20 protein-coding genes are annotated in these 18,602 nt (G+C 71.8%); 17 read left to right on the top strand and 3 right to left on the bottom strand.

Features of this window, described 5'->3' with window-relative positions:
• Nucleotides 1-43 precede the first annotated feature (43 nt).
• Nucleotides 44-619, bottom strand: a complete 576-nt coding sequence (locus tag ABZ576_RS33105; protein WP_360749398.1) for an XRE family transcriptional regulator — start codon at nt 617-619, stop codon at nt 44-46.
• Between the two features lie 78 nt (nt 620-697).
• Here ABZ576_RS33105 and ABZ576_RS33100 point away from each other — a divergent pair, with 78 nt between their 5' ends.
• The 8 genes from ABZ576_RS33100 (at nt 698) to ABZ576_RS33065 (ending at nt 8,408) form a co-directional block, all read left to right on the top strand.
• Nucleotides 698-1,666, top strand: a complete 969-nt coding sequence (locus ABZ576_RS33100; protein ID WP_360749395.1) for an NAD(P)/FAD-dependent oxidoreductase — start codon at nt 698-700, stop codon at nt 1,664-1,666.
• A 29-nt stretch (nt 1,667-1,695) separates the two neighbouring features.
• Nucleotides 1,696-3,234 (top strand): ATP-dependent DNA ligase, encoded by a 1,539-nt coding sequence (locus ABZ576_RS33095; protein WP_360749392.1) that lies wholly within the window; start codon nt 1,696-1,698, stop codon nt 3,232-3,234.
• Nucleotides 3,231-3,704, top strand: a complete 474-nt coding sequence (locus ABZ576_RS33090) for an NUDIX domain-containing protein (RefSeq protein ID WP_360749389.1) — start codon at nt 3,231-3,233, stop codon at nt 3,702-3,704. The genes ABZ576_RS33095 and ABZ576_RS33090 overlap by 4 nt, the downstream gene beginning before the upstream one ends.
• Nucleotides 3,705-3,780: 76 nt before the next feature.
• The gene (locus ABZ576_RS33085) at nt 3,781-5,166 is read left to right on the top strand and encodes an NADP-dependent succinic semialdehyde dehydrogenase (protein WP_360749386.1); all 1,386 of its coding nucleotides are present in this window, start codon (nt 3,781-3,783) and stop codon (nt 5,164-5,166) included.
• 26 nt (nt 5,167-5,192) lie between these two features.
• The gene (locus ABZ576_RS33080; protein ID WP_360749383.1) at nt 5,193-5,426 is read left to right on the top strand and encodes a DUF6213 family protein; all 234 of its coding nucleotides are present in this window, start codon (nt 5,193-5,195) and stop codon (nt 5,424-5,426) included.
• A gap of 174 nt (nt 5,427-5,600) precedes the next feature.
• Nucleotides 5,601-6,665: a type III polyketide synthase gene (locus ABZ576_RS33075; protein ID WP_360749380.1), complete on the top strand. Its 1,065-nt coding sequence runs from the start codon at nt 5,601-5,603 to the stop codon at nt 6,663-6,665.
• A complete protein-coding gene (locus tag ABZ576_RS33070) occupies nt 6,665-7,879 on the top strand; it encodes a cytochrome P450 (protein ID WP_360749443.1) in 1,215 nt (404 codons plus the stop codon). Before ABZ576_RS33075 ends, ABZ576_RS33070 begins: the two co-directional genes overlap by 1 nt.
• Before the next feature lie 7 nt (nt 7,880-7,886).
• Entirely contained in the window at nt 7,887-8,408 is a 522-nt protein-coding gene (locus tag ABZ576_RS33065; protein ID WP_360749378.1) for a cupin domain-containing protein, read from the top strand.
• On the opposite strand, the gene ABZ576_RS33060 is transcribed toward ABZ576_RS33065, so the two are convergent.
• On the bottom strand, nt 8,405-9,634 hold the full coding sequence (locus ABZ576_RS33060; RefSeq protein WP_360749374.1) for an acyl-CoA dehydrogenase family protein: 1,230 nt from the start codon (nt 9,632-9,634) through the stop codon (nt 8,405-8,407). The two genes, ABZ576_RS33065 and ABZ576_RS33060, sit on opposite strands and share 4 nt — an antisense overlap.
• 168 nt (nt 9,635-9,802) lie before the next feature.
• Here ABZ576_RS33060 and ABZ576_RS33055 point away from each other — a divergent pair, with 168 nt between their 5' ends.
• Nucleotides 9,803-10,447, top strand: a complete 645-nt coding sequence (locus tag ABZ576_RS33055; protein WP_360749371.1) for a TetR family transcriptional regulator — start codon at nt 9,803-9,805, stop codon at nt 10,445-10,447.
• Nucleotides 10,448-10,540: 93 nt separating this feature from the next.
• Here ABZ576_RS33055 and def read toward each other — a convergent pair whose 3' ends face one another.
• On the bottom strand, nt 10,541-11,080 hold the full coding sequence (gene def, locus ABZ576_RS33050) for a peptide deformylase (protein ID WP_360749368.1): 540 nt from the start codon (nt 11,078-11,080) through the stop codon (nt 10,541-10,543).
• Between the two features lie 152 nt (nt 11,081-11,232).
• Here def and ABZ576_RS33045 point away from each other — a divergent pair, with 152 nt between their 5' ends.
• From ABZ576_RS33045 to rocD, 8 genes are all read left to right on the top strand, one after another.
• The gene (locus ABZ576_RS33045; RefSeq protein ID WP_360749365.1) at nt 11,233-12,471 is read left to right on the top strand and encodes a MurT ligase domain-containing protein; all 1,239 of its coding nucleotides are present in this window, start codon (nt 11,233-11,235) and stop codon (nt 12,469-12,471) included.
• A gap of 21 nt (nt 12,472-12,492) precedes the next feature.
• Nucleotides 12,493-13,221: a glutamine amidotransferase gene (locus tag ABZ576_RS33040; protein ID WP_360749362.1), complete on the top strand. Its 729-nt coding sequence runs from the start codon at nt 12,493-12,495 to the stop codon at nt 13,219-13,221.
• Nucleotides 13,222-13,480: 259 nt separating this feature from the next.
• Nucleotides 13,481-14,506 carry a 6-phosphofructokinase gene (locus ABZ576_RS33035; protein WP_360749360.1) on the top strand — a complete coding sequence of 342 codons (1,026 nt, stop codon included), beginning with the start codon at nt 13,481-13,483 and terminating at the stop codon, nt 14,504-14,506.
• Between the two features lie 111 nt (nt 14,507-14,617).
• Nucleotides 14,618-15,568 carry a cytochrome c oxidase assembly protein gene (locus tag ABZ576_RS33030; protein ID WP_360749357.1) on the top strand — a complete coding sequence of 317 codons (951 nt, stop codon included), beginning with the start codon at nt 14,618-14,620 and terminating at the stop codon, nt 15,566-15,568.
• An 81-nt stretch (nt 15,569-15,649) separates the two neighbouring features.
• Nucleotides 15,650-15,817, top strand: a complete 168-nt coding sequence (locus ABZ576_RS33025) for a hypothetical protein (RefSeq protein ID WP_360749354.1) — start codon at nt 15,650-15,652, stop codon at nt 15,815-15,817.
• Nucleotides 15,818-15,853: 36 nt separating this feature from the next.
• A complete protein-coding gene (locus ABZ576_RS33020) occupies nt 15,854-16,339 on the top strand; it encodes an Lrp/AsnC family transcriptional regulator (RefSeq protein ID WP_360749351.1) in 486 nt (161 codons plus the stop codon).
• 152 nt (nt 16,340-16,491) lie between these two features.
• A complete protein-coding gene (gene ddaH, locus ABZ576_RS33015) occupies nt 16,492-17,301 on the top strand; it encodes a dimethylargininase (protein WP_360749348.1) in 810 nt (269 codons plus the stop codon).
• Complete coding sequence (rocD, locus tag ABZ576_RS33010) at nt 17,301-18,518, top strand: ornithine--oxo-acid transaminase (RefSeq protein ID WP_360749345.1); 1,218 nt, start codon at nt 17,301-17,303, stop codon at nt 18,516-18,518. Before ddaH ends, rocD begins: the two co-directional genes overlap by 1 nt.
• The last annotated feature ends 84 nt before the right edge of the window (nt 18,519-18,602 follow it).

Raw genomic sequence — 18,602 nt, 5'->3', positions numbered from 1 at the left:
CATACTAAGCGGTCGCTTGCCGATCAGGGAACAGGTGTCCCCGTCACTTCCGGGACGTCGGCCGCGCCCGGACGTGCATCCGCTCCCCCTGCGGCCCGAACAGGCTCAGGAACTCCACCGGCCCGTCCCCCGCCGACCCGAACCAGTGCGGCACGCGCGTGTCGAACTCGGCCGCCTCCCCGGCCGACAGCACGACGTCGTGCCGGCCCAGCACCAGCCGCAGCCGCCCGGAGAGCACGTACAGCCACTCGTAGCCCTCGTGGGTGCGGGGGTCCGGCTCCGCCGCGCGCTGCGGCTCGATCACCTTGTAGGCCTGGAGCCCGCCCGGCTGCCGGGTCAGCGGGTACATGGTCCGCCCGTGCCGCACGATCGGCTTGGCCCGCACCCGCGGGTCGCCGACCGGCGGCGCGCCGACCAGTTCGTCGAGCGGGACCTGGTGGGCCTGGGCGATGGGCAGCAGCAGCTCCAGGCTGGGCCTGCGCAGTCCGGATTCCAGCCGGGACAGGGTGCTGACGGAGATGCCGGTGGCCTCGGACAGCGCCGTCAGGGTCACCTGCCGGTCCTTCCGGATCCGCCGCAGCCGCGGGCCCACCTCGGCAAGGACGTCGTCGGTCGTCATACCGGTATTGCAGGTTCGGCAAAGGAGTTTGTCAATACCGCGGGATCTGGGCGACCGTCGGGGGCGGAGGTGGTCACCATGACCGACAAGCACGCAAGGAACGGGGACGACTACGAGGTCGTGGTCGTCGGAGGCGGCGCGGCCGGCCTGTCCGCCGCGCTGGTGCTGGGCCGGGCCCGGCGCCGCACCCTGGTCGTCGACGCGGGCGAACCGCGCAACGCCCCGTCCGCCCACATGCAGGGGTACCTCTCCCGGGACGGCATGTCCCCGGCCGAGTTCCTGGCCGTGGGGCGCGCGGAGACCGCCCGGTACGGGGTGGACCTGGTGCGGGACCGGGTGGTGGACGCGACCCGTGCGGCGGACTTCACCGTCGTCCTGGCGGGCGGCCGTACCGTACGGGCCCGGCAGCTGGTGGTCGCCACCGGCCTGAAGGACGAACTGCCGCCGGTGCCGGGGCTCGCCGAGCGGTTCGGCCGGGACGTGCTCCACTGCCCGTACTGCCACGGCTGGGAGGCGCGCGACCTGCCGACCGGGGTCCTCGCCACCTCGCCGCTCGGCGTGCACCAGGCGCTGATGGTCACCCAGTGGTCGAAGGACGTGAGGCTCTTCCTGCACGAGGTGAGCGAGGACCGGCTGACCGGCCAGGACCTGCGCCGGCTGGCCGCCGCCGGGGTCACGGTCGTCCCCGGCCGGGTGACCGGTCTCGTCGTCACCGACGACCGGCTCACCGGGGTCCGGACCGCCGGCGGCGCACCCTCGGCGGCGGGCACGGTCCACGACCTGGAGGTGCTGTACGCCGCCCCGCGCGCCGTCCCCCGCAACGACCTGCTCGTCCGGCTCGGCGCGGAGCTGACCGAGACCCCGTTCGGCAGCTACCCGGTGATCGACGAGCGGGGCCTGACGAGCGTGCCCGGACTGTGGGCGGCGGGCAACGCGAGCGGCTTCACCGAACAGGTGATCAACGCGGCGAGCAGGGGTTACCGCGCGGGGGCGGCGATCAACGCGGAGCTCCTGATGGCCGACCTCGACGCCGCCGCGGGGGTGTAGACCCCGCTTCCCCGGTGCACCCTTGGGGCATGCTCCTGATCCGCTTGGCCGAGGTGTCGCGGGAGGTCGCCGCGACGGCGGCACGGTCGCGCAAGACCGCGCTGCTCGCGGAGCTGTTCCGGGACGCGGAGGCGGACGACGTGCCAATCGTCATCCCCTACCTGGCCGGACGGCTGCCCCAGGGCCGGCTCGGAGTCGGCTGGAAGGTGCTGGGCCGCCGGGTGCCGCCCGCCGCCGAACCCGGCCTCACGGTCCGGGAGGTCGACGCGGCGCTCAGCGAGCTGGGCACGGTGTCCGGGCCCGGCTCCCAGGCGGAGCGGGCCCGGATCGTCGGCGAGCTGATGGGCGCGGCGACCGAGGAGGAGCAGCGCTTCCTGCTCGGCCTGCTCACCGGTGAGGTGCGGCAGGGCGCCCTCGACGCGGTGGCCGTGGAGGGCCTCGCCCAGGCCACCGGCGCGGACCCGGCGGACGTACGGCGGGCGGTGATGCTCGCGGGATCGCTCCAGACGGTGGCCCGGGCCCTGCTCGGCGAGGGACCGGCGGCGCTGGAGGGGTTCCGGCTCACCGTGGGCCGCCCGGTGCTGCCGATGCTGGCGCACAGCGCGTCCTCGGTCGCCGAGGCGGTGCGGAAGCTGGGCGCGTGCGCGGTGGAGGAGAAGCTGGACGGGATCCGGGTCCAGGTCCACCGGGACGGCGGCACGGTCCGGATCCACACCCGCACCCTGGACGACATCACCGACCGGCTGCCCGAGGTGACGGCCGCCGCGCTGGGCCTGCCGGGCGAGCGGTTCATCCTGGACGGCGAGGTGATCTCCTTCGACGCCGGGGGCCGGCCCCGGTCCTTCCAGGAGACGGCCGGCCGCGTCGGCTCCCGGACGGACGTCGCGAAGGCCGCCGGGGAGACCCCGGTCTCCCCCGTCTTCTTCGACGCCCTCTCGGTCGACGGCCGTGACCTGCTCGACCTGCCGTTCACCGAGCGGCACGCGGAGCTGGCCCGGCTGGTGCCGGAGCCGATGCGGGTGCGGCGCACGGTGGCCGCGGGCCCGGCGGACACCCCGGAGGCGGAACGGTTCCTCGCCGAGACCCTGGCCCGCGGCCACGAGGGTGTGGTGGTCAAGGCGCTGGACGCGCCGTACAGCGCGGGCCGGCGCGGCGCGTCCTGGCTGAAGGTCAAGCCCGTCCACACGCTGGACCTGGTGGTGCTGGCCGCCGAGTGGGGCCACGGCCGCCGCACCGGCAAGCTGTCCAACCTGCACCTCGGTGCCCGCACCGCGGACGGCGGCTTCGCGATGCTCGGCAAGACCTTCAAGGGCATGACGGACGCGGTGCTCGCCTGGCAGACCGAGAAGCTGCGGGGGCTGGCCGTGGCGGACGAGGGCTGGGGGGTCCGGGTGCGTCCCGAACTGGTCGTGGAGATCGCCTACGACGGCCTCCAGCGCTCCTCGCGCTACCCGGCCGGTGTCACCCTCCGCTTCGCCCGCGTGGTCCGCTACCGCGAGGACAAGCGCCCCGAGGAGGCCGATACCGTGGAGGCCCTGCTGGCAGCCCACCCGGAGGTCAGGCCGTGACCGTGCGGACGACGAAGCGCAGCGCCGGACTGTTGTTGTTCCGACACACCGATCAGGGGCTGGAGGTATTGCTCGGCCATATGGGAGGCCCGTTCTTCGCGAAGAAGGACGCGGGAGCGTGGACCGTGCCGAAGGGCGAGTACGACCCGGAGGAGCCGGCCTGGGAGGCCGCCCGGCGGGAGTTCCAGGAGGAGCTCGGGCTGGCGCCGCCGGACGGGGAGGCCCTGGCGCTGGGCGAGGTCGTGCAGTCCAACGGCAAGATCGTCACGGCGTGGGCGGTGGCGGCGGACCTCGACCCGGAGACGATCGTTCCGGGGACCTTCACCATGGAGTGGCCGCCGAGGTCCGGCCGGACGCAGGAGTTCCCGGAGCTGGACCGGGTGGCCTGGTTCACCCCCGACCGGGCCCGGGCCGTGATCATCCCGGCACAGGCCGCGTTTCTCGACCGGCTGGCCGAGCACTCGCTCTGACGGGGGACCTGTCGCGTTGCGGCGTGCGGGGCCGCGCGCGAAGGTCGAGACAAGCCCGCTCCCAGGGAGGCCAGCCATGCCCATCGCGACGGTGAACCCGGCGAACGGCGAGACGCTCAAGACGTACGAGCCGATGGGCGAGGAGGAGCTGGAACGCCGGCTCCAGCTCGCCGAGGCCACGTTCCGCACCTACCGGACGACCTCGTTCGCCGACCGCGCCCAGCTGCTGAACAAGGCCGCCGACCTGCTGGACGAGGACCAGCGGGAGATCGGCCGCGTCATGACCACCGAGATGGGCAAGCCCGTCAAGCAGGCCCGTGCGGAGGCCGCGAAGTGCGCCAAGGCGATGCGGTGGTACGCCGCGCACGCGGAGGCGCTGCTGGCCGACGAGGAGCCCGCCGAGGCCGATGTGCGGGACTCCGGGGCCTCGCGCGTACGGGTGCGGTACCGGCCGCTCGGCCCGGTGCTCGCGGTGATGCCCTGGAACTTCCCCCTCTGGCAGGTGGTCCGGTTCGCCGCGCCCGCGCTGATGGCGGGCAACGTGGGCCTGCTCAAGCACGCGTCCAACGTTCCCCAGACGGCCCTGTACCTGGAGGACCTGTTCCACCGGGCCGGTTTCCCGGAGGGCTGCTTCCAGACGCTGCTGATCGGCTCCGCAGCGGTGGACGACGTCCTGCGCGACGAACGTGTGAAGGCCGCCACCCTCACCGGCAGCGAACCGGCGGGCCGGGCGGTCGCCTCCACCTCCGGGCAGATGATCAAGAAGACGGTGCTGGAGCTGGGCGGCAGCGACCCGTACGTGGTCATGCCCTCGGCGGACCTGGACCGCGCGGCCGAGGTCGCGGTGACCGCACGCGTGCAGAACAACGGGCAGTCCTGCATCGCGGCCAAGCGGTTCATCGTGCACACCGACGTCTACGACGCGTTCGCCGAGAAGTTCGTCGCCGGCATGGAGGCGCTCCGGACGGGCGACCCGCTGGCGGAGGACACCGACATCGGTCCGCTCGCCAGCGAGCAGGGCAGGAACGACCTGGAAGAGCTGGTGGACGACGCCAGGCGGAGCGGCGCCGAGGTGCTGTGCGGCGGCCGGCGGCCGGACGGACCCGGCTGGTACTACCCGCCGACCGTCCTCGCCGGCATCACGCGCGAGATGCGCATCCACCGCGAGGAGGCGTTCGGGCCGGTCGCCACGCTCTACCGGGCGGACGACCTGGACGAGGCGGTCCTCATCGCCAACGACTCGCCGTTCGGACTGAGTTCCAACGTGTGGACCCGGGACGAGAACGAGGTGGAGCGGTTCGCCCGGGACCTGGAGGCCGGTGCGGTGTACGTCAACGGCATGACCGCCTCCCATCCGGCGTTCCCGTTCGGCGGCGTGAAGCGGTCCGGGTACGGGCGTGAGCTGTCCGGGCACGGAATCCGGGAGTTCTGCAACATCACCACGGTTTGGCAGGGTGCGTGAGCGCTGCGCGGCTACCATCCCGTTTTGTGAACCGCGAAGTGACCCTGCCTCTGATCGTCGACGACCGCGGCGCCCTGCAGGTGTCCGCGGCCGACGTGAGTAAGTTGTTGCGGACCGTGGGTGCGCGGTGGCTGCACCTCGTCGAGGCCGGGGAGCAGGGGCTGGACGAGGACACGGTCGCCGCGCTGACCATCGAGCTGGCGAAGCTGGCCGACCGCATCGACGTGGCGTGCATCGCGCACAGCAGTGGGGCGCCGTAACGGTCGTCTCCGCGTTTTCCCTCGTCCGGCGGCATGAATCGCCCTCCGAGCCGGAGGCCGGGGTCCCCGGTTCGGAGTAATCCAACGCGAGATCGTCGTCCTCCCGGGTGACGGTGGGTGGAGCACCCAAGAGGTGTGGACCACCTTCCGGACAGCGGAAAGCAGGGACGGTTCATGGCGACTTTGTGCAGACCCTCGGTGTCGGTCCCGGAGCACGTGATCACGATGGAGGAGACGCTGGAGCTGGCGCGCTCCCGCCACCCGGACCACCCCCAACTGCCACTGGCGCTGAGGCTGATCGAGAACACCGGCGTCAAGACGCGGCACATCGTGCAGCCCATCGAGGAGACCCTCAAGCACCCGGGCTTCGAGGAGCGCAACAAGCTCTACGAGGCCGAGGCGAAGGCCCGGGTCCCCGCGGTGATCCAGCGCGCGCTCGACGACGCCGAGCTGCTGACCAGCGACATCGACGTGATCATCTACGTGTCGTGCACGGGCTTCATGATGCCCTCGCTGACGGCCTGGCTGATCAACGAGATGGACTTCGACGCCACCACCCGCCAGCTCCCGATCGCCCAGCTGGGCTGCGCGGCCGGCGGTGCGGCGATCAACCGGGCCCACGACTTCTGCTCGGCCTACCCGAACGCCAACGCGCTCATCGTGGCGTGCGAGTTCTGCTCGCTGTGCTACCAGCCCACCGACCTCGGCGTCGGCTCGCTGCTCTCCAACGGACTGTTCGGCGACGGCATCGCCGCGGCGGTGGTGCGCGGCAACGGCGGCACGGGGGTCCGGCTGGAGCGCAACGGCTCGTACCTGATCCCGAAGACGGAGGACTGGATCGCCTACGACGTCCGCGCCACCGGCTTCCACTTCCTGCTCGACAAGCGGGTGCCGACGACGATGGAGCCGCTCGCCCCCGCACTCAAGGACCTGGCCGGCATGCACGGCTGGGACGCCTCCGACCTGGACTTCTACATCATCCACGCCGGCGGCCCCCGAATACTCGACGACCTGAGCACCTTCCTGCAGGTCGACCCGCACGCGTTCCGGTTCAGCCGGGCCACGCTCACCGAGTACGGCAACATCGCCAGCGCCGTCGTCCTGGACGCGCTGCGCCGGCTGTTCGAGGAGGGCGGCGCGGCGGACCGCGACCGTGGACTCCTCGCCGGGTTCGGCCCCGGCATCACCGCCGAGATGACGGTGGGCCGCTGGGTCGGCCCGGACGGGGACCGGCGATGATCCAGGAGACGACCCTCCCCGAGATCCGGCCGCCGATCCGCCACTGGCCGGCGCAGGACCTCACCGGGACGGACTTCGACCCGGTGCTGAGCGAGCTGATGTCCGAGGGCCCGGTCACCCGCGTCCAGCTGCCCAACGGGGAGGGCTGGGCCTGGCTGGTCACCCGGTACGACGACGTGCGCGCGGTGACCAACGACCCCCGCTTCAGCCGGGCGGCGGTCATGGACCGGCAGGTCACCCGGCTCGCCCCGCACTTCATCCCGGACCGGGACGCCGTCGGCTTCCTCGATCCGCCCGACCACACCCGGCTGCGCCGCTCGGTGGCCGGCGCGTTCACCGCCAAGGGCGTGGAGCGGGTACGGCTGAAGGCACGCGCCGTGCTGGACGAGCTGGTGGACGAGCTGCTGCGGGGCGGTCCGCCCGCGGACCTCACCGCGGCGGTGCTCGGCCCGTTCCCGATCGCGGTGATCTGCGAGCTGATGGGCGTCCCGGCCGGCGACCGGCACGGGATGCACGTCTGGACGCAGGTGATCCTGTCCTCCGCGCACGGCAAGGAGGTCAGCGAGCGGGCGAAGCGGGAGATGGCCGCGTACTTCTCCGACCTGATCGGACTGCGCGAGAACAGCACCGGGCAGGACGTCACCTCGCTGCTCGGTGCCGCGGTGGGCCGCGGCGAGATCACGCTGGAGGAGGCCGTCGGGCTCGCCGTCCTCCTCCAGATCGGGGGCGAGGCGGTCACCGCCAACAGCGGGCAGATGTTCTACCTGCTGCTGACCCGCCCCGGCCTGCTGGAACGGCTGCGCGCCCGGCCGGGGATCCGCCCCCGGGCGATCGACGAACTGCTGCGCTACATCCCGCACCGCAACGCGGTGGGCCTGTCCCGGATCGCCCTGGAGGACGTGGTGATCGCGGGCGTCCGCATCCGCGCGGGCGATCCGGTGTACGTCTCGTACCTGGCCGCCAACCGCGACCCGGACGTCTTCCCCGATCCGGAGAGCATCGACCTCTCCCGCCACCCGAACCCGCATGTCGCGTTCGGTTTCGGGCCGCACTACTGCCCCGGCGGGATGCTGGCCCGGCTGGAGGAGGAGCTGCTGATGGACGCCCTGCTGGACCGGGTGCCGGGCCTCAGACTGGCCGTACCGCCGGACCAGGTGCCCTTCAGGAAGGGCGCGCTGATCCGCGGTCCCGAGGCCCTGCCGGTGACCTGGTGAGCGGCCCATGACGGAGACCGAGGGACTGTACGTACCGCCGGGTCACGGCCGCGTCGTCGCGACGCCGGCCCAACGGGTGACCTTCAAGGTCACCGGCGCCCACTCCCGGATGGCCTCCACCTTCGAGGTGGAGGTCCCGCCGGGCTTCGACGTCGGCGCCCATGTGCACTCACGCAGTGAGGAGTTGTTCTACATCCTCGAAGGCGAACTGGACGTGCTCGCCTTCGAGCCCCGCGTCCGCACCCCCGACGACTGGCGGTCGTGGGAGTCGCGTTCGGGCAGCCGGGTGGTGCGGGCGACACCGGGCACGGTCATCGTCGTACCGCCGGGGTGTCCGCACGCCTTCGCGAACCCGACGGAGAGCCCGGCGAAGATGTTCTTCCAGGCCTGTCCGCCGCCGGATCACGAGCGCTACTTCGAGGAGCTGCTGGAGATCCTCGGCAACGGCGGCCCCCCGGACCAGGAGGCCATCGAGGCGTTGCGGGCCAAGTACGACATCGAGCAGCTGACCCCGCTCCGGCACCGTTAGCGCAGGGGCATGCCCGAGAGGGTGCGGGCGATCACCAGCCGCTGGATCTCGCTCGTGCCCTCGAAGATCGTGTAGATGGCCGCGTCCCGGTGCATGCGCTCGACGGGGTACTCCCTGGTGTAACCGTTGCCGCCGAGGATCTGTATGGCCTGGGCCGTGACCTTCTTCGCCGTCTCGCTCGCGAACAGCTTGGACATCGAGCCCTCGGCGGCGGTGAACGGCTTGCCGTTGATCGCCATCCAGGACGCCCGCCACACCAGCAGCCGGGCCGCGTCGATCTGCGTCCGCATGTCCGCCAGCTGGAAGGCCACGCCCTGGTTGTCGATGATCGGCCGTCCGAACTGCTCGCGGGTCATCGCGTAGTCGAGCGCGACCTCGTAGGCGGCCCGGGCGGTGCCCACCGCCATGGCGCCCACGGCCGGCCGCGAGGCCTCGAAGGTGGCCATCGCCGCGTTCTTCACGCGCTCGCCGCCGGCGGCCTTCGCCCGCTCCCGGGCCCGGGCCAGCCGCTCGTCCAGCTTCTCCTTGCCGCCGAGCAGGCAGGAGCCGGGGACGCGCACGTTGTCGAGGATGACCTCGGCGGTGTGCGAGGCGCGGATGCCGTGCTTCTTGAACTTCTGGCCCTGGGACAGTCCGGGCGTGCCCGGCGGGACGATGAAGGAGGCGTGGCCCTTGGAGCCCAGCTCGGGGTCGACGACGGCGACGACGACGTGGACGTTGGCGATGCCGCCGTTGGTCGCCCAGGTCTTCGTGCCGTTGATCACCCACTCGTCCTTGGCCTCGTCGTACACCGCACGGGTGCGCATGGAGGCGACGTCGGAGCCGGCGTCGGGTTCGGAGGAGCAGAAGGCGGCGACCTTGACGTCGTTCTGGTCGCCGTACATCTGCGGGATCCAGGTGCCGATCTGTTCCTCGGTTCCGTTGGCGAGTACGCCCACGGCGGCCAGGCCGGTGCCCACAATGGAGAGGGCGATGCCCGCGTCGCCCCAGAACAGTTCCTCCATGGCCATCGGGATGCCGAGCCCGGTGGGGTCGAAGTACTGCTGCGCGTAGAAATCGAGGGAGTAGATGCCGACCTTCGCGGCCTCCTGGATGACCGGCCAGGGAGTCTCCTCGCGCTCGTCCCACTCGGCCGCCGCCGGCCGGATCACGTCCGCGGCGAAGCCATGGAGCCAGTCCCGGACTTCCATCTGTTCGTCGTTCAGCTCCATGGTGAACTCGGCCATGTCCCCTCCAGCGGCGCGGTGCGGTGTTACTAGCGGTAACGGGAGTCTGTTACCGCCCGGTAGGAAATGTCAACCGCCGATGACGCTCGGCATCCCGTTCGATGTCGGAAGCACAGTCAGTGTTAGTTTGCGCAGGCGTCACCGAATCAGCACGGGTGGGGAGAGCACATGGACACCACACAGCGGACCGATCAGCAGCGGTCCGCCGACCGCCGACGGCGCGAGCTGCTGGAGGCCGCCGACCGGGTGGTGCTGCGCGACGGCCCGCAGGCGTCGATGAACGCCATCGCCGCGGAAGCGGGTATCACGAAGCCCATCCTGTACCGCCACTTCGGCGACAAGGGCGGTCTTTACGCAGCGCTTGCCAAACGGCACACCGACGCGCTGCTCGATTCCCTGCGGGCGGCGCTGGACGCTCCCGCCGACCGGCGCGAGCGGGTCGAGTCCACGCTCGAGACCTACCTCGCCGCGATCGAGGCGCGGCCCCAGGTGTACCGGTTCCTCATGCACCCGGCGGAGGGCAGCGCGGGCGGGGACCACGGCTTCGACGTCGGCAAGCACAGCGCGCCGCTGCTGCGCAGGATGGGCGAGGAGCTGGCGCAGGTCATCGAGGAGCGCGTGGACCTCGGACCGGAGAGCCAGCGGCTCGCCCGGGTGTGGGGCCACGGGATCGTCGGCATGATGCATGCCGCCGGGGACTGGTGGCTGGGTGAACGGCCCTGTTCCCGCCGCGAGTTGGTGCGTTCCCTCGCCGATCTGCTGTGGGGCCGGCTGGCGGCCGCCGGGGACCGGATAGGCGGCCCCGGATTCTGAGGACCGTTCCCGGCCGCGGGTACGCGGGGCCGGCGCGCCCTCGCGGCCGGACCGCCGGGGCCGGCGCTGCCCCGCGCCCCCGGGTGACTCCGCTCACCTTCCCCAGGGAGCCCGGGCGATCCGCCTCAGCAGTCTGCGCCTGCGCCAGCCCGTGACGCGGTCGGCGTACACCGTGCCCTCCAGGTGATCGCATTCGTGCTGCAGGCACCGCGCGAAGAAGCCGGTGCCGTGGACGGTGACCGGCTCTCCGGTCATCGTGAAGCCCTCGACCACCGCGTGATCGTAGCGCTCGGTCCCCGCCTCCAGACCCGGCAGGGAGAGGCAGCCCTCCGGTCCCCGGACCACCACGCCGTCCGTCGCCACCAGGCGGGGGTTCACCACGTGACCGAGGTGACGCACGTCCTCGTCGTCCGGGCAGTCGTACACGAACACCCGCAGATCCACCCCGATCTGGTTCGCGGCCAGGCCCACCCCCTGCGCCGCGTACATCGTGGCGAACAGGTCCTCCACGAGGGCCGCGAGCTCGGGACCGAAGTCGGTGACGTCCCGGCAGGGCCGGCCGAGCGGTGCCTCGCCGAACAGGGTGAGGGGCCGGACGCGCCCGCGGGCGCCCGCAATGGATCCGTGTCGCATGGCGGCAAGGGTACGGTTCGTTCAGCTCATGCCCGCCGCCGAAGGCGTGGGCCGGGATTCGGGTGTGCGAATGGATCTCGATAGGCTGAGGCCCACACCACGTTGCCGGATGGCCCCAGGCGCGGCGCGTACGCAAGGAGGATCGAGAACTGATGGCAGGCAACTCGGACCCGCTCTCGCCGCGGGCCAAGCTGGCCGTGACCGCGGGCAAGGCGGTCGCCGCGGCATCCCGCGCCGCAGGGCGCGGCAGCGGGTCGGTGATCGGTGGCCGGGTCGCACTGAAACTCGACCCCGACCTGCTCGGACGGCTCGCCCAGAATCTGGACGTCGTCCTGGTCTCCGCCACCAACGGCAAGACCACGACCACCCGGCTCATCGCCGAGGCGCTGCGCGCCGCGGGCCCGGTCGTGTCCAACGCGCTCGGCGCCAACATGCCGGCCGGCATCACCTCGGCGCTGGCGGGCGGCTCGGACGCCAAGTTCGGCGTCATCGAGGTCGACGAGAAGTACCTGGCCGGGGTGGCCCGGGACACCGACCCGAAGTGCATCGCCCTGCTGAACCTCTCCCGGGACCAGCTGGACCGCGCCGCCGAGACCCGCATGCTCGCCGAGAACTGGCGTGAGGGCCTGGCCGGCAGCAAGGCGGTCATCGTCGCCAACTGCGACGACCCGCTGGTCGTGTGGGCCGCGTCCTCCTCGGCGAATGTGATCTGGGTCGCAGCCGGTCAGATGTGGCAGGAGGACGCGTGGTCCTGCCCGTCGTGCGGCGGCGTGATGCAGCGCCCCGGCGACGACTGGTTCTGCGGCGAGTGCGGCTTCCGCCGGCCCACGCCGAGCTGGGCGCTGTCCCAGGACCACGTGCTGGACCCGCACGGCTCCGCCTGGCCGATCCACCTCCAGCTGCCGGGCCGCGCCAACAAGGCGAACGCGGCCAGCTCCGCGGCCGTCGCCGCCGTCTTCGGGGTGCCGCCGCAGGTCGCCCTGGAGCGGATGTACCAGGTGCAGGCCGTGGCCGGACGGTACGACGTCGTCCAGTTCCAGGACCGCGACCTCCGGCTGCTGCTGGCCAAGAACCCGGCCGGCTGGCTGGAGACGTTCTCCCTGATCGACCCGCCGCCCGCGCCGGTGATCCTGTCCGTGAACGCCCGCGGCGCCGACGGCACCGACACCTCCTGGCTGTGGGACGTCGACTACACCCGGCTGACCGGCCACCCGATCTTCGTGATCGGCGACCGGAAGCTGGACCTCGCGGTCCGTCTGGAGGTCGCGAACCAGCACTTCCAGGTCTGCGACACCCTCGACCAGGCCGTGCAGATGTGCCCGCCGGGCCGGATCGAGGTCATCGCGAACTACACCGCGTTCCAGGACCTGCGCCGCCGCGTCGGCAACTGATCTTCGAAGGGCGACCACCTCATGAGCGACAACCAACTGCGGCTGGTGTGGATCTACCCGGACCTGCTGAGCACCTACGGCGACCAGGGCAACGCGCTGGTCGTGGAGCGGCGGGCCCGGCAGCGCGGCCTGGACGTGGCCCGGCTGGACGTGCGCAGCGACCAGCCGATCCCCACCTCCGGTGACATCTACCTGATCGGCGGCGGCGAGGACCGGCCGCAGCGGCTCGCGGCCGAGCGGCTGCGCCGCGACGGCCACCTGCACCGGGCGGTGGAGAACGGCGCGATCGTCTTCTCCGTCTGCGCCGGCTACCAGATCCTGGGCCACGAGTTCATCAACGATCTCGGCCAGCGGGAGCCGGGCCTCGGCCTGCTCGACGTGGTCTCGGTGCGCGGCGAGGGCGAGCGGTGCGTCGGTGACGTGCTGGCCGACATCGACCCGCAGCTCGGACTGCCCCAGCTGACCGGTTTCGAGAACCACCAGGGCGTCACCCATCTCGGCCCCACCGCCCGCCCCCTCGCCCGGGTCAAGATCGGCAAGGGCAACGGCACCGGGGACGGCACGGAGGGCGCGTACAACGGGACCGTCTTCGGCACCTACATGCACGGACCGGTGCTGGCCCGCAACCCGCAGATCGCCGACCTGCTGCTGAAGCTGGCGCTCGACGTCAACGCGCTGCCGCCGATCGACGACCGCTGGTACGAGGCCCTGCGCGACGAGCGCATCGCGGCCGCGCAGCAGCCCGCGTAGGCACCTCGTGGGCACCGCGCGGGCACCGCGTGGGACCAGCCGCGCGGTGCCCGCGCAACCCGTCGTTCAGCGGGTGTTCAGCGTGGTCCGGCAGACTCCCGGCGGGCCCGCCTGACGGTCCGTCCGCTCACATGTGCGGGCACGTCCAGCAGGCGGACGCCCGCTACGGAGCCACCCCCTTCCGCCGGTAGGGTGACCGGGAATCCGCCGGACAACGTGGTCCGGTTACCCGGCCCACGTTGAGAAGGTAAATCGGGCTATGCGCATTGGTGTCCTCACGTCCGGCGGCGACTGCCCCGGCCTGAACGCCGTCATCCGGTCCGTCGTGCACCGTGCCGTCGCCGACCACGGCGACGAGGTCATCGGTTTCCGGGACGGCTGGAAGGGCCTCCTGGAGTGCGACTATCTGAAGCTCGACCTCGACGCCGTGGGCGGCATCCTGGCCCGCGGCGGCACCATCCTCGGCTCCTCCCGGGTCCGCCCGGAGCACCTGCGGGACGGGGTGGAGCGGGCCAGGGGCCACGTCGCGGAACTCGGCCTGGACGCGATCATCCCGATCGGCGGTGAGGGCACGCTGAAGGCGGCCCGGCTGCTGTCGGACAACGGCCTGCCCATCGTGGGCGTGCCCAAGACCATCGACAACGACATCGCCGTCACGGACGTCACCTTCGGTTTCGACACCGCGGTGACCGTGGCGACCGAGGCCCTCGACCGGCTGAAGACCACCGCCGAGTCGCACCAGCGCGTGCTGATCGTGGAGGTCATGGGCCGGCACACCGGCTGGATCGCGCTGCACTCGGGCATGGCGGCCGGCGCCCACGCCGTGGTCGTACCCGAGCGGCCCTTCGACATCGACGAGTTGACGCGGAAGGTCGGCGAGCGGTTCGAGGCCGGCAAGCGGTTCGCCATCGTCGTCGCCGCGGAGGGCGCCAAGCCGCGGCCCGGCTCCATGGAGTTCGACGAGGGCGGCAAGGACATCTACGGCCACGAGCGCTTCGCCGGGATCGCCCGGCAGCTGTCGGTCGAGCTGGAGCAGCGGCTCGGCAAGGAGGCCCGTCCGGTGATCCTCGGGCACGTCCAGCGGGGCGGCACGCCGACGGCGTACGACCGGGTGCTCGCCACCCGGTTCGGCTGGCACGCGGTGGAGGCCGTGCACCGCGGCGAGTTCGGCAAGATGACGGCCCTGCGCGGGACGGACATCGTGATGGTTCCGCTCGCGGAGGCCGTGGAGACCCTGAAGACGGTCCCCGCGCAGCGGTACGACGAGGCGGAGTGCGTCCTGTGAGGCGGTAGTCCGGACCTGAACGAACCGCCCCCGGTCGCAGCGCCGACCAGGGGCGGTTCTACTCTTGTGGGCGGACGAACCGCACAACCCCCACGAATCAGGAGCCGCCGGATGGACCACAGCGGGCACGGCATGATGATGGATCTGCCGCCGTTCACGCTGGGACGGGGGCTCCAGTGGTCGGCGGACCCCTTCTTCCTCGTGGCCTGCGTGGCCGGCCTGGCCCTGTACGGCTGGGGCGTGCTGCGGCTGCGGCGGCGCGGGGACGCCTGGCCGGTGTCCCGGACCGTCTCCTACGTCATCGGCGTGCTCACCATCGCGCTGGTGATGTGCACCAGGCTGAACGACTACGGCATGGTGATGTTCAGCGTGCACATGGTGCAGCACATGGTGATCAGCATGCTGTCGCCGATCCTGATCCTGCTCGGCGCCCCGGTCACGCTGGCGCTGCGCGCGCTGCCGACCGCCGGCCAGGGCCGCAAGGGCCCCCGCGAGCTGCTGCTGATGCTGCTGCACAGCCGGTACATGCGGATCATCACCCACCCGGCGTTCACCATCCCGCTGTTCATCGCGAGCCTGTACGCCCTGTACTTCACCCCGCTCTTCGACTTCCTGATGGGCTCCAGGACCGGGCACGTCGCGATGATGGTCCACTTCCTCGCGGTCGGTGTCGTGTTCTTCTGGCCGATCATCGGCGTCGACCCCGGTCCGCACCGGCCCGGTCATCTGATGCGGATGCTCGAGCTCTTCGCGGGCATGCCGTTCCACGCCTTCTTCGGCATCGCGCTGATGATGGCGTCGACCCCGATGGTGGGCACCTTCGAGCACCCGCCGGCCTCGCTCGGCATCGACGCGCTGTCCGACCAGAGCGCGGCGGGCGGCATCGCCTGGGCCTTCAGCGAGATCCCCTCGGTGCTGGTGCTGATCGCCCTGCTGTTCCAGTGGTACCGCTCCGAGCAGCGGCAGGCCAAGCGCAAGGACCGGGCCGCCGACCGGGACGGCGACAAGGAGCTGGCGGCGTACAACGCCTACCTGGCCTCGCTCAGCACGCGCGAGGGCTGAGGGCCGGACCGGTCCGCCGTATCCCGTCCGGGCGGCATTCGGGGCACCATGGTCTGGACGGACCATGAGGAGGGTGTCGCGATGCCCGGTTCCACGAACGGTTCCACCAAGGCGATGGGGGCGATGACCGTCGGCGGGCTCGTCCTGGTGACGGCCTACACGGTCGCGCTGGGCAGCAACGGCTGGCTGTGGTTCGGCTGGGTGGTGCTGGGGCTGCTGACGCTCGCCATGGTCGTCACCCAGTCGTAGCACCGCCCGCGCGGGCCGGCTGATTACAGTGCCCGCATGAACAGCAGGGCTGCGTCCTTCGACGACCTCGACGGCAAGATCATCACGGCGCTCATGGCGAACGCCCGCACCAGTTTCGCCGAGATCGGCGCCGACGTCGGGCTGTCCGCCACGGCGGTCAAGCGGCGCGTGGACCGGCTGCGCGAGACCGGTGTGATCACCGGGTTCACGGCCACCGTGAAGCCCTCCGCGCTGGGCTGGCGCACGGAGGCGTACGTCGAGGTGTACTGCGAGGGCGCGGCCCCGCCCCGGCGCCTGGCGGAGGTGGTCCGCAACCATCCGGAGATCGCTGCGGCGATGACGGTGACCGGCGGCGCCGACGCGCTGCTGCACGTGCGCGCCCGGGACGTGGAGCACTTCGAGGAGGTGCTGGAGCGGATCCGCGCCGAGCCGTTCATCCGGAAGACGATCAGCGTGATGGTGCTGTCCCACCTCCTCCCGGAAAGCCCGGAAGCGGGTGCCACCCATCCGGCCCCCGAGTGACCCCGGGGCACGCAGGAGTCGTGCGTCACCATGGGAAACAACGCAGCGATGCTGCACATCCACGCAGCTTTTATCGCTTGTCGATCGTCTTCCTCCCTTTCTACCGTGGTGTCACCCCTCAGTGACACACAGGAAAGCGGAGGAAACCCTCTGTGTCCGAACGTCGTGTGCCGCGTTCCCGGCGCTTCCTCGTCTGCGAACCCAGACACTTCGCCGTCCAGTACGCGATCAACCCCTGGATGCATCCCGACCGGCCCGTCGACGTCGACCTGGCCCAGCAGCAGTGGCAGGACCTGATCCGCGCCTACCGGGCCCACGGCCACGCCGTCGACGCGGTCGAGCCGGTCCCCGGCCTGCCGGACATGGTGTTCGCCGCCAACGCGGCGTTCGTGGTCGGCGGCCGGGTCTTCGGCTCCCTGTTCCACGCCCCGGAGCGCCGCCCGGAGTCCGAGCACTACGACACCTGGTTCAAGGCGGCGGGCTACGACGTGTACCGCCCGGAGTCGGTGACCGAGGGCGAGGGCGACCTGGTGTGGACGGGCCGGTACGTGCTCGCCGGCACCGGGTTCCGCACCACGCGCGAGGCGCACCGGGAGGCGCAGGAGTTCCTCGGCCACCCGGTGATCGGCCTGACGCTGGTGGACCCGTACTTCTACCACCTGGACACGGCGCTGTTCGTCCTCGACGACGACAACGTCTGCTACTACCCGGAGGCGTTCTCGCCGGGCAGCCGGGAGGTCCTGCAGCGCCTGTACCCGGACGCGGTGCTCGCGACCCGGGAGGACGCCATGGCCTTCGGGCTGAACTCCGTCTCCGACGGCCGGCACGTCTTCATCGCCCCCAGGGCCGAGGCGCTGGCCGAGCGCCTCGCCGACCACGGTTACGTCCCCGTCCCCGTCGACCTGTCGGAGTTCCACAAGGCCGGCGGCGGCATCAAGTGCTGCACCCAGGAGATCCGCTGATGACCGCACCCGCGCGCACCCGTACGTCCGACGCCCTCATCCGCGCGGAGGAGCCGGTTCTCGCGCACAACTACCACCCGCTGCCCGTGGTCGTGGCCCGGGCCGAGGGCACCTGGGTGGAGGACGTCGAGGGCAACCGCTACCTGGACATGCTGGCCGGCTACTCCGCCCTCAACTTCGGCCACCGGCACCCGGCGCTGATCGACGCGGCCCACCGCCAGCTGGACCGGCTCACCCTCACCTCCCGCGCCTTCCACAACGACCGGCTGGCCGAGTTCGCCGAGCGGCTCGCGGAGCTGACCGGCCTGGACATGGTGCTGCCGATGAACACCGGAGCGGAGGCGGTGGAGAGCGGCATCAAGGTGGCCCGCAAGTGGGCGTACGACGTGAAGGGCGTCCCGGCGGACCGGGCGACCATCGTCGTCGCGGCGGAGAACTTCCACGGCCGTACGACGACCATCGTCAGCTTCTCCACGGACGAGACGGCCCGCGCCGGCTTCGGCCCGTTCACCCCCGGCTTCCGGGTCGTGCCGTACAACGACCTGGCCGCGCTGGAGGCGGCGGTGGACGAGACGACGGCGGCGGTGCTGCTGGAGCCCATCCAGGGCGAGGCGGGCGTGCTCATCCCGGACGACGGCTATCTCGCCGGGGTGCGGGAGCTGACCGGCCGCAAGGGCTGCCTGTTCATCGCGGACGAGATCCAGTCGGGCCTCGGCCGCACGGGCCGTACCCTCGCCGTCGAACACGAGGCGGTCGTCCCGGACGTGCTGCTGCTCGGCAAGGCGCTGGGCGGCGGCATCGTGCCGGTGTCGGCGGTGGTGGCCCGGCGCGAGGTGCTGGGCGTGCTGCGCCCGGGCGAGCACGGTTCGACGTTCGGCGGGAATCCGCTCGCGGCGGCGGTCGGCACGGCCGTGGTCGAGCTGCTGGAGACCGGTGAGTTCCAGCGCCGCGCGGCGGAGCTGGGGGTGGTCCTGCGGGACGGGCTGGCCGAGCTGGTCGGCAGGGGTGTGACCGGCTTCCGGGCGCGCGGGCTGTGGGCGGGCGTGGACGTCGATCCGGCGCTCGGCACCGGCCGCGAGGTCAGTGAGCGTCTGATGCGCGAGGGGATCCTGGTCAAGGACACCCACGGCTCCACGATCCGGCTGGCTCCCCCGCTGACCATCACGGCCGAGGAGCTGCGGTCCGCGCTGGCCGCCCTGGAGAAGGTGCTGGTCTGAGGGACGGGCGGGTCACCGACGCGAACATCGGTGAGGCGATCCGCCGGGGCTGCGACGAGCTGTGGGTGATCTGGACGGTCAGCC

This window comes from Streptomyces sp. NPDC013455, assembly GCF_040632975.1.
In the GTDB taxonomy this organism is placed as follows: domain Bacteria; phylum Actinomycetota; class Actinomycetes; order Streptomycetales; family Streptomycetaceae; genus Streptomyces.
This window is presented reverse-complemented; position numbering and strand designations above follow the sequence as displayed.

Coding starts and splice junctions, on each gene's coding strand:
- ABZ576_RS33105 (WP_360749398.1), bottom strand. CDS start 619: ATGACGACCGACGACGTCCTTGCCGAGGTGGGCCCGCGGCTGCGGCGG.
- ABZ576_RS33100 (WP_360749395.1), top strand. CDS start 698: ATGACCGACAAGCACGCAAGGAACGGGGACGACTACGAGGTCGTGGTC.
- ABZ576_RS33095 (WP_360749392.1), top strand. CDS start 1,696: ATGCTCCTGATCCGCTTGGCCGAGGTGTCGCGGGAGGTCGCCGCGACG.
- ABZ576_RS33085 (WP_360749386.1), top strand. CDS start 3,781: ATGCCCATCGCGACGGTGAACCCGGCGAACGGCGAGACGCTCAAGACG.
- ABZ576_RS33075 (WP_360749380.1), top strand. CDS start 5,601: ATGGCGACTTTGTGCAGACCCTCGGTGTCGGTCCCGGAGCACGTGATC.
- ABZ576_RS33065 (WP_360749378.1), top strand. CDS start 7,887: ATGACGGAGACCGAGGGACTGTACGTACCGCCGGGTCACGGCCGCGTC.
- ABZ576_RS33060 (WP_360749374.1), bottom strand. CDS start 9,634: ATGGCCGAGTTCACCATGGAGCTGAACGACGAACAGATGGAAGTCCGG.
- ABZ576_RS33055 (WP_360749371.1), top strand. CDS start 9,803: ATGGACACCACACAGCGGACCGATCAGCAGCGGTCCGCCGACCGCCGA.
- def (WP_360749368.1), bottom strand. CDS start 11,080: ATGCGACACGGATCCATTGCGGGCGCCCGCGGGCGCGTCCGGCCCCTC.
- ABZ576_RS33045 (WP_360749365.1), top strand. CDS start 11,233: ATGGCAGGCAACTCGGACCCGCTCTCGCCGCGGGCCAAGCTGGCCGTG.
- ABZ576_RS33040 (WP_360749362.1), top strand. CDS start 12,493: ATGAGCGACAACCAACTGCGGCTGGTGTGGATCTACCCGGACCTGCTG.
- ABZ576_RS33035 (WP_360749360.1), top strand. CDS start 13,481: ATGCGCATTGGTGTCCTCACGTCCGGCGGCGACTGCCCCGGCCTGAAC.
- ABZ576_RS33030 (WP_360749357.1), top strand. CDS start 14,618: ATGGACCACAGCGGGCACGGCATGATGATGGATCTGCCGCCGTTCACG.
- ABZ576_RS33025 (WP_360749354.1), top strand. CDS start 15,650: ATGCCCGGTTCCACGAACGGTTCCACCAAGGCGATGGGGGCGATGACC.
- ABZ576_RS33020 (WP_360749351.1), top strand. CDS start 15,854: ATGAACAGCAGGGCTGCGTCCTTCGACGACCTCGACGGCAAGATCATC.
- rocD (WP_360749345.1), top strand. CDS start 17,301: ATGACCGCACCCGCGCGCACCCGTACGTCCGACGCCCTCATCCGCGCG.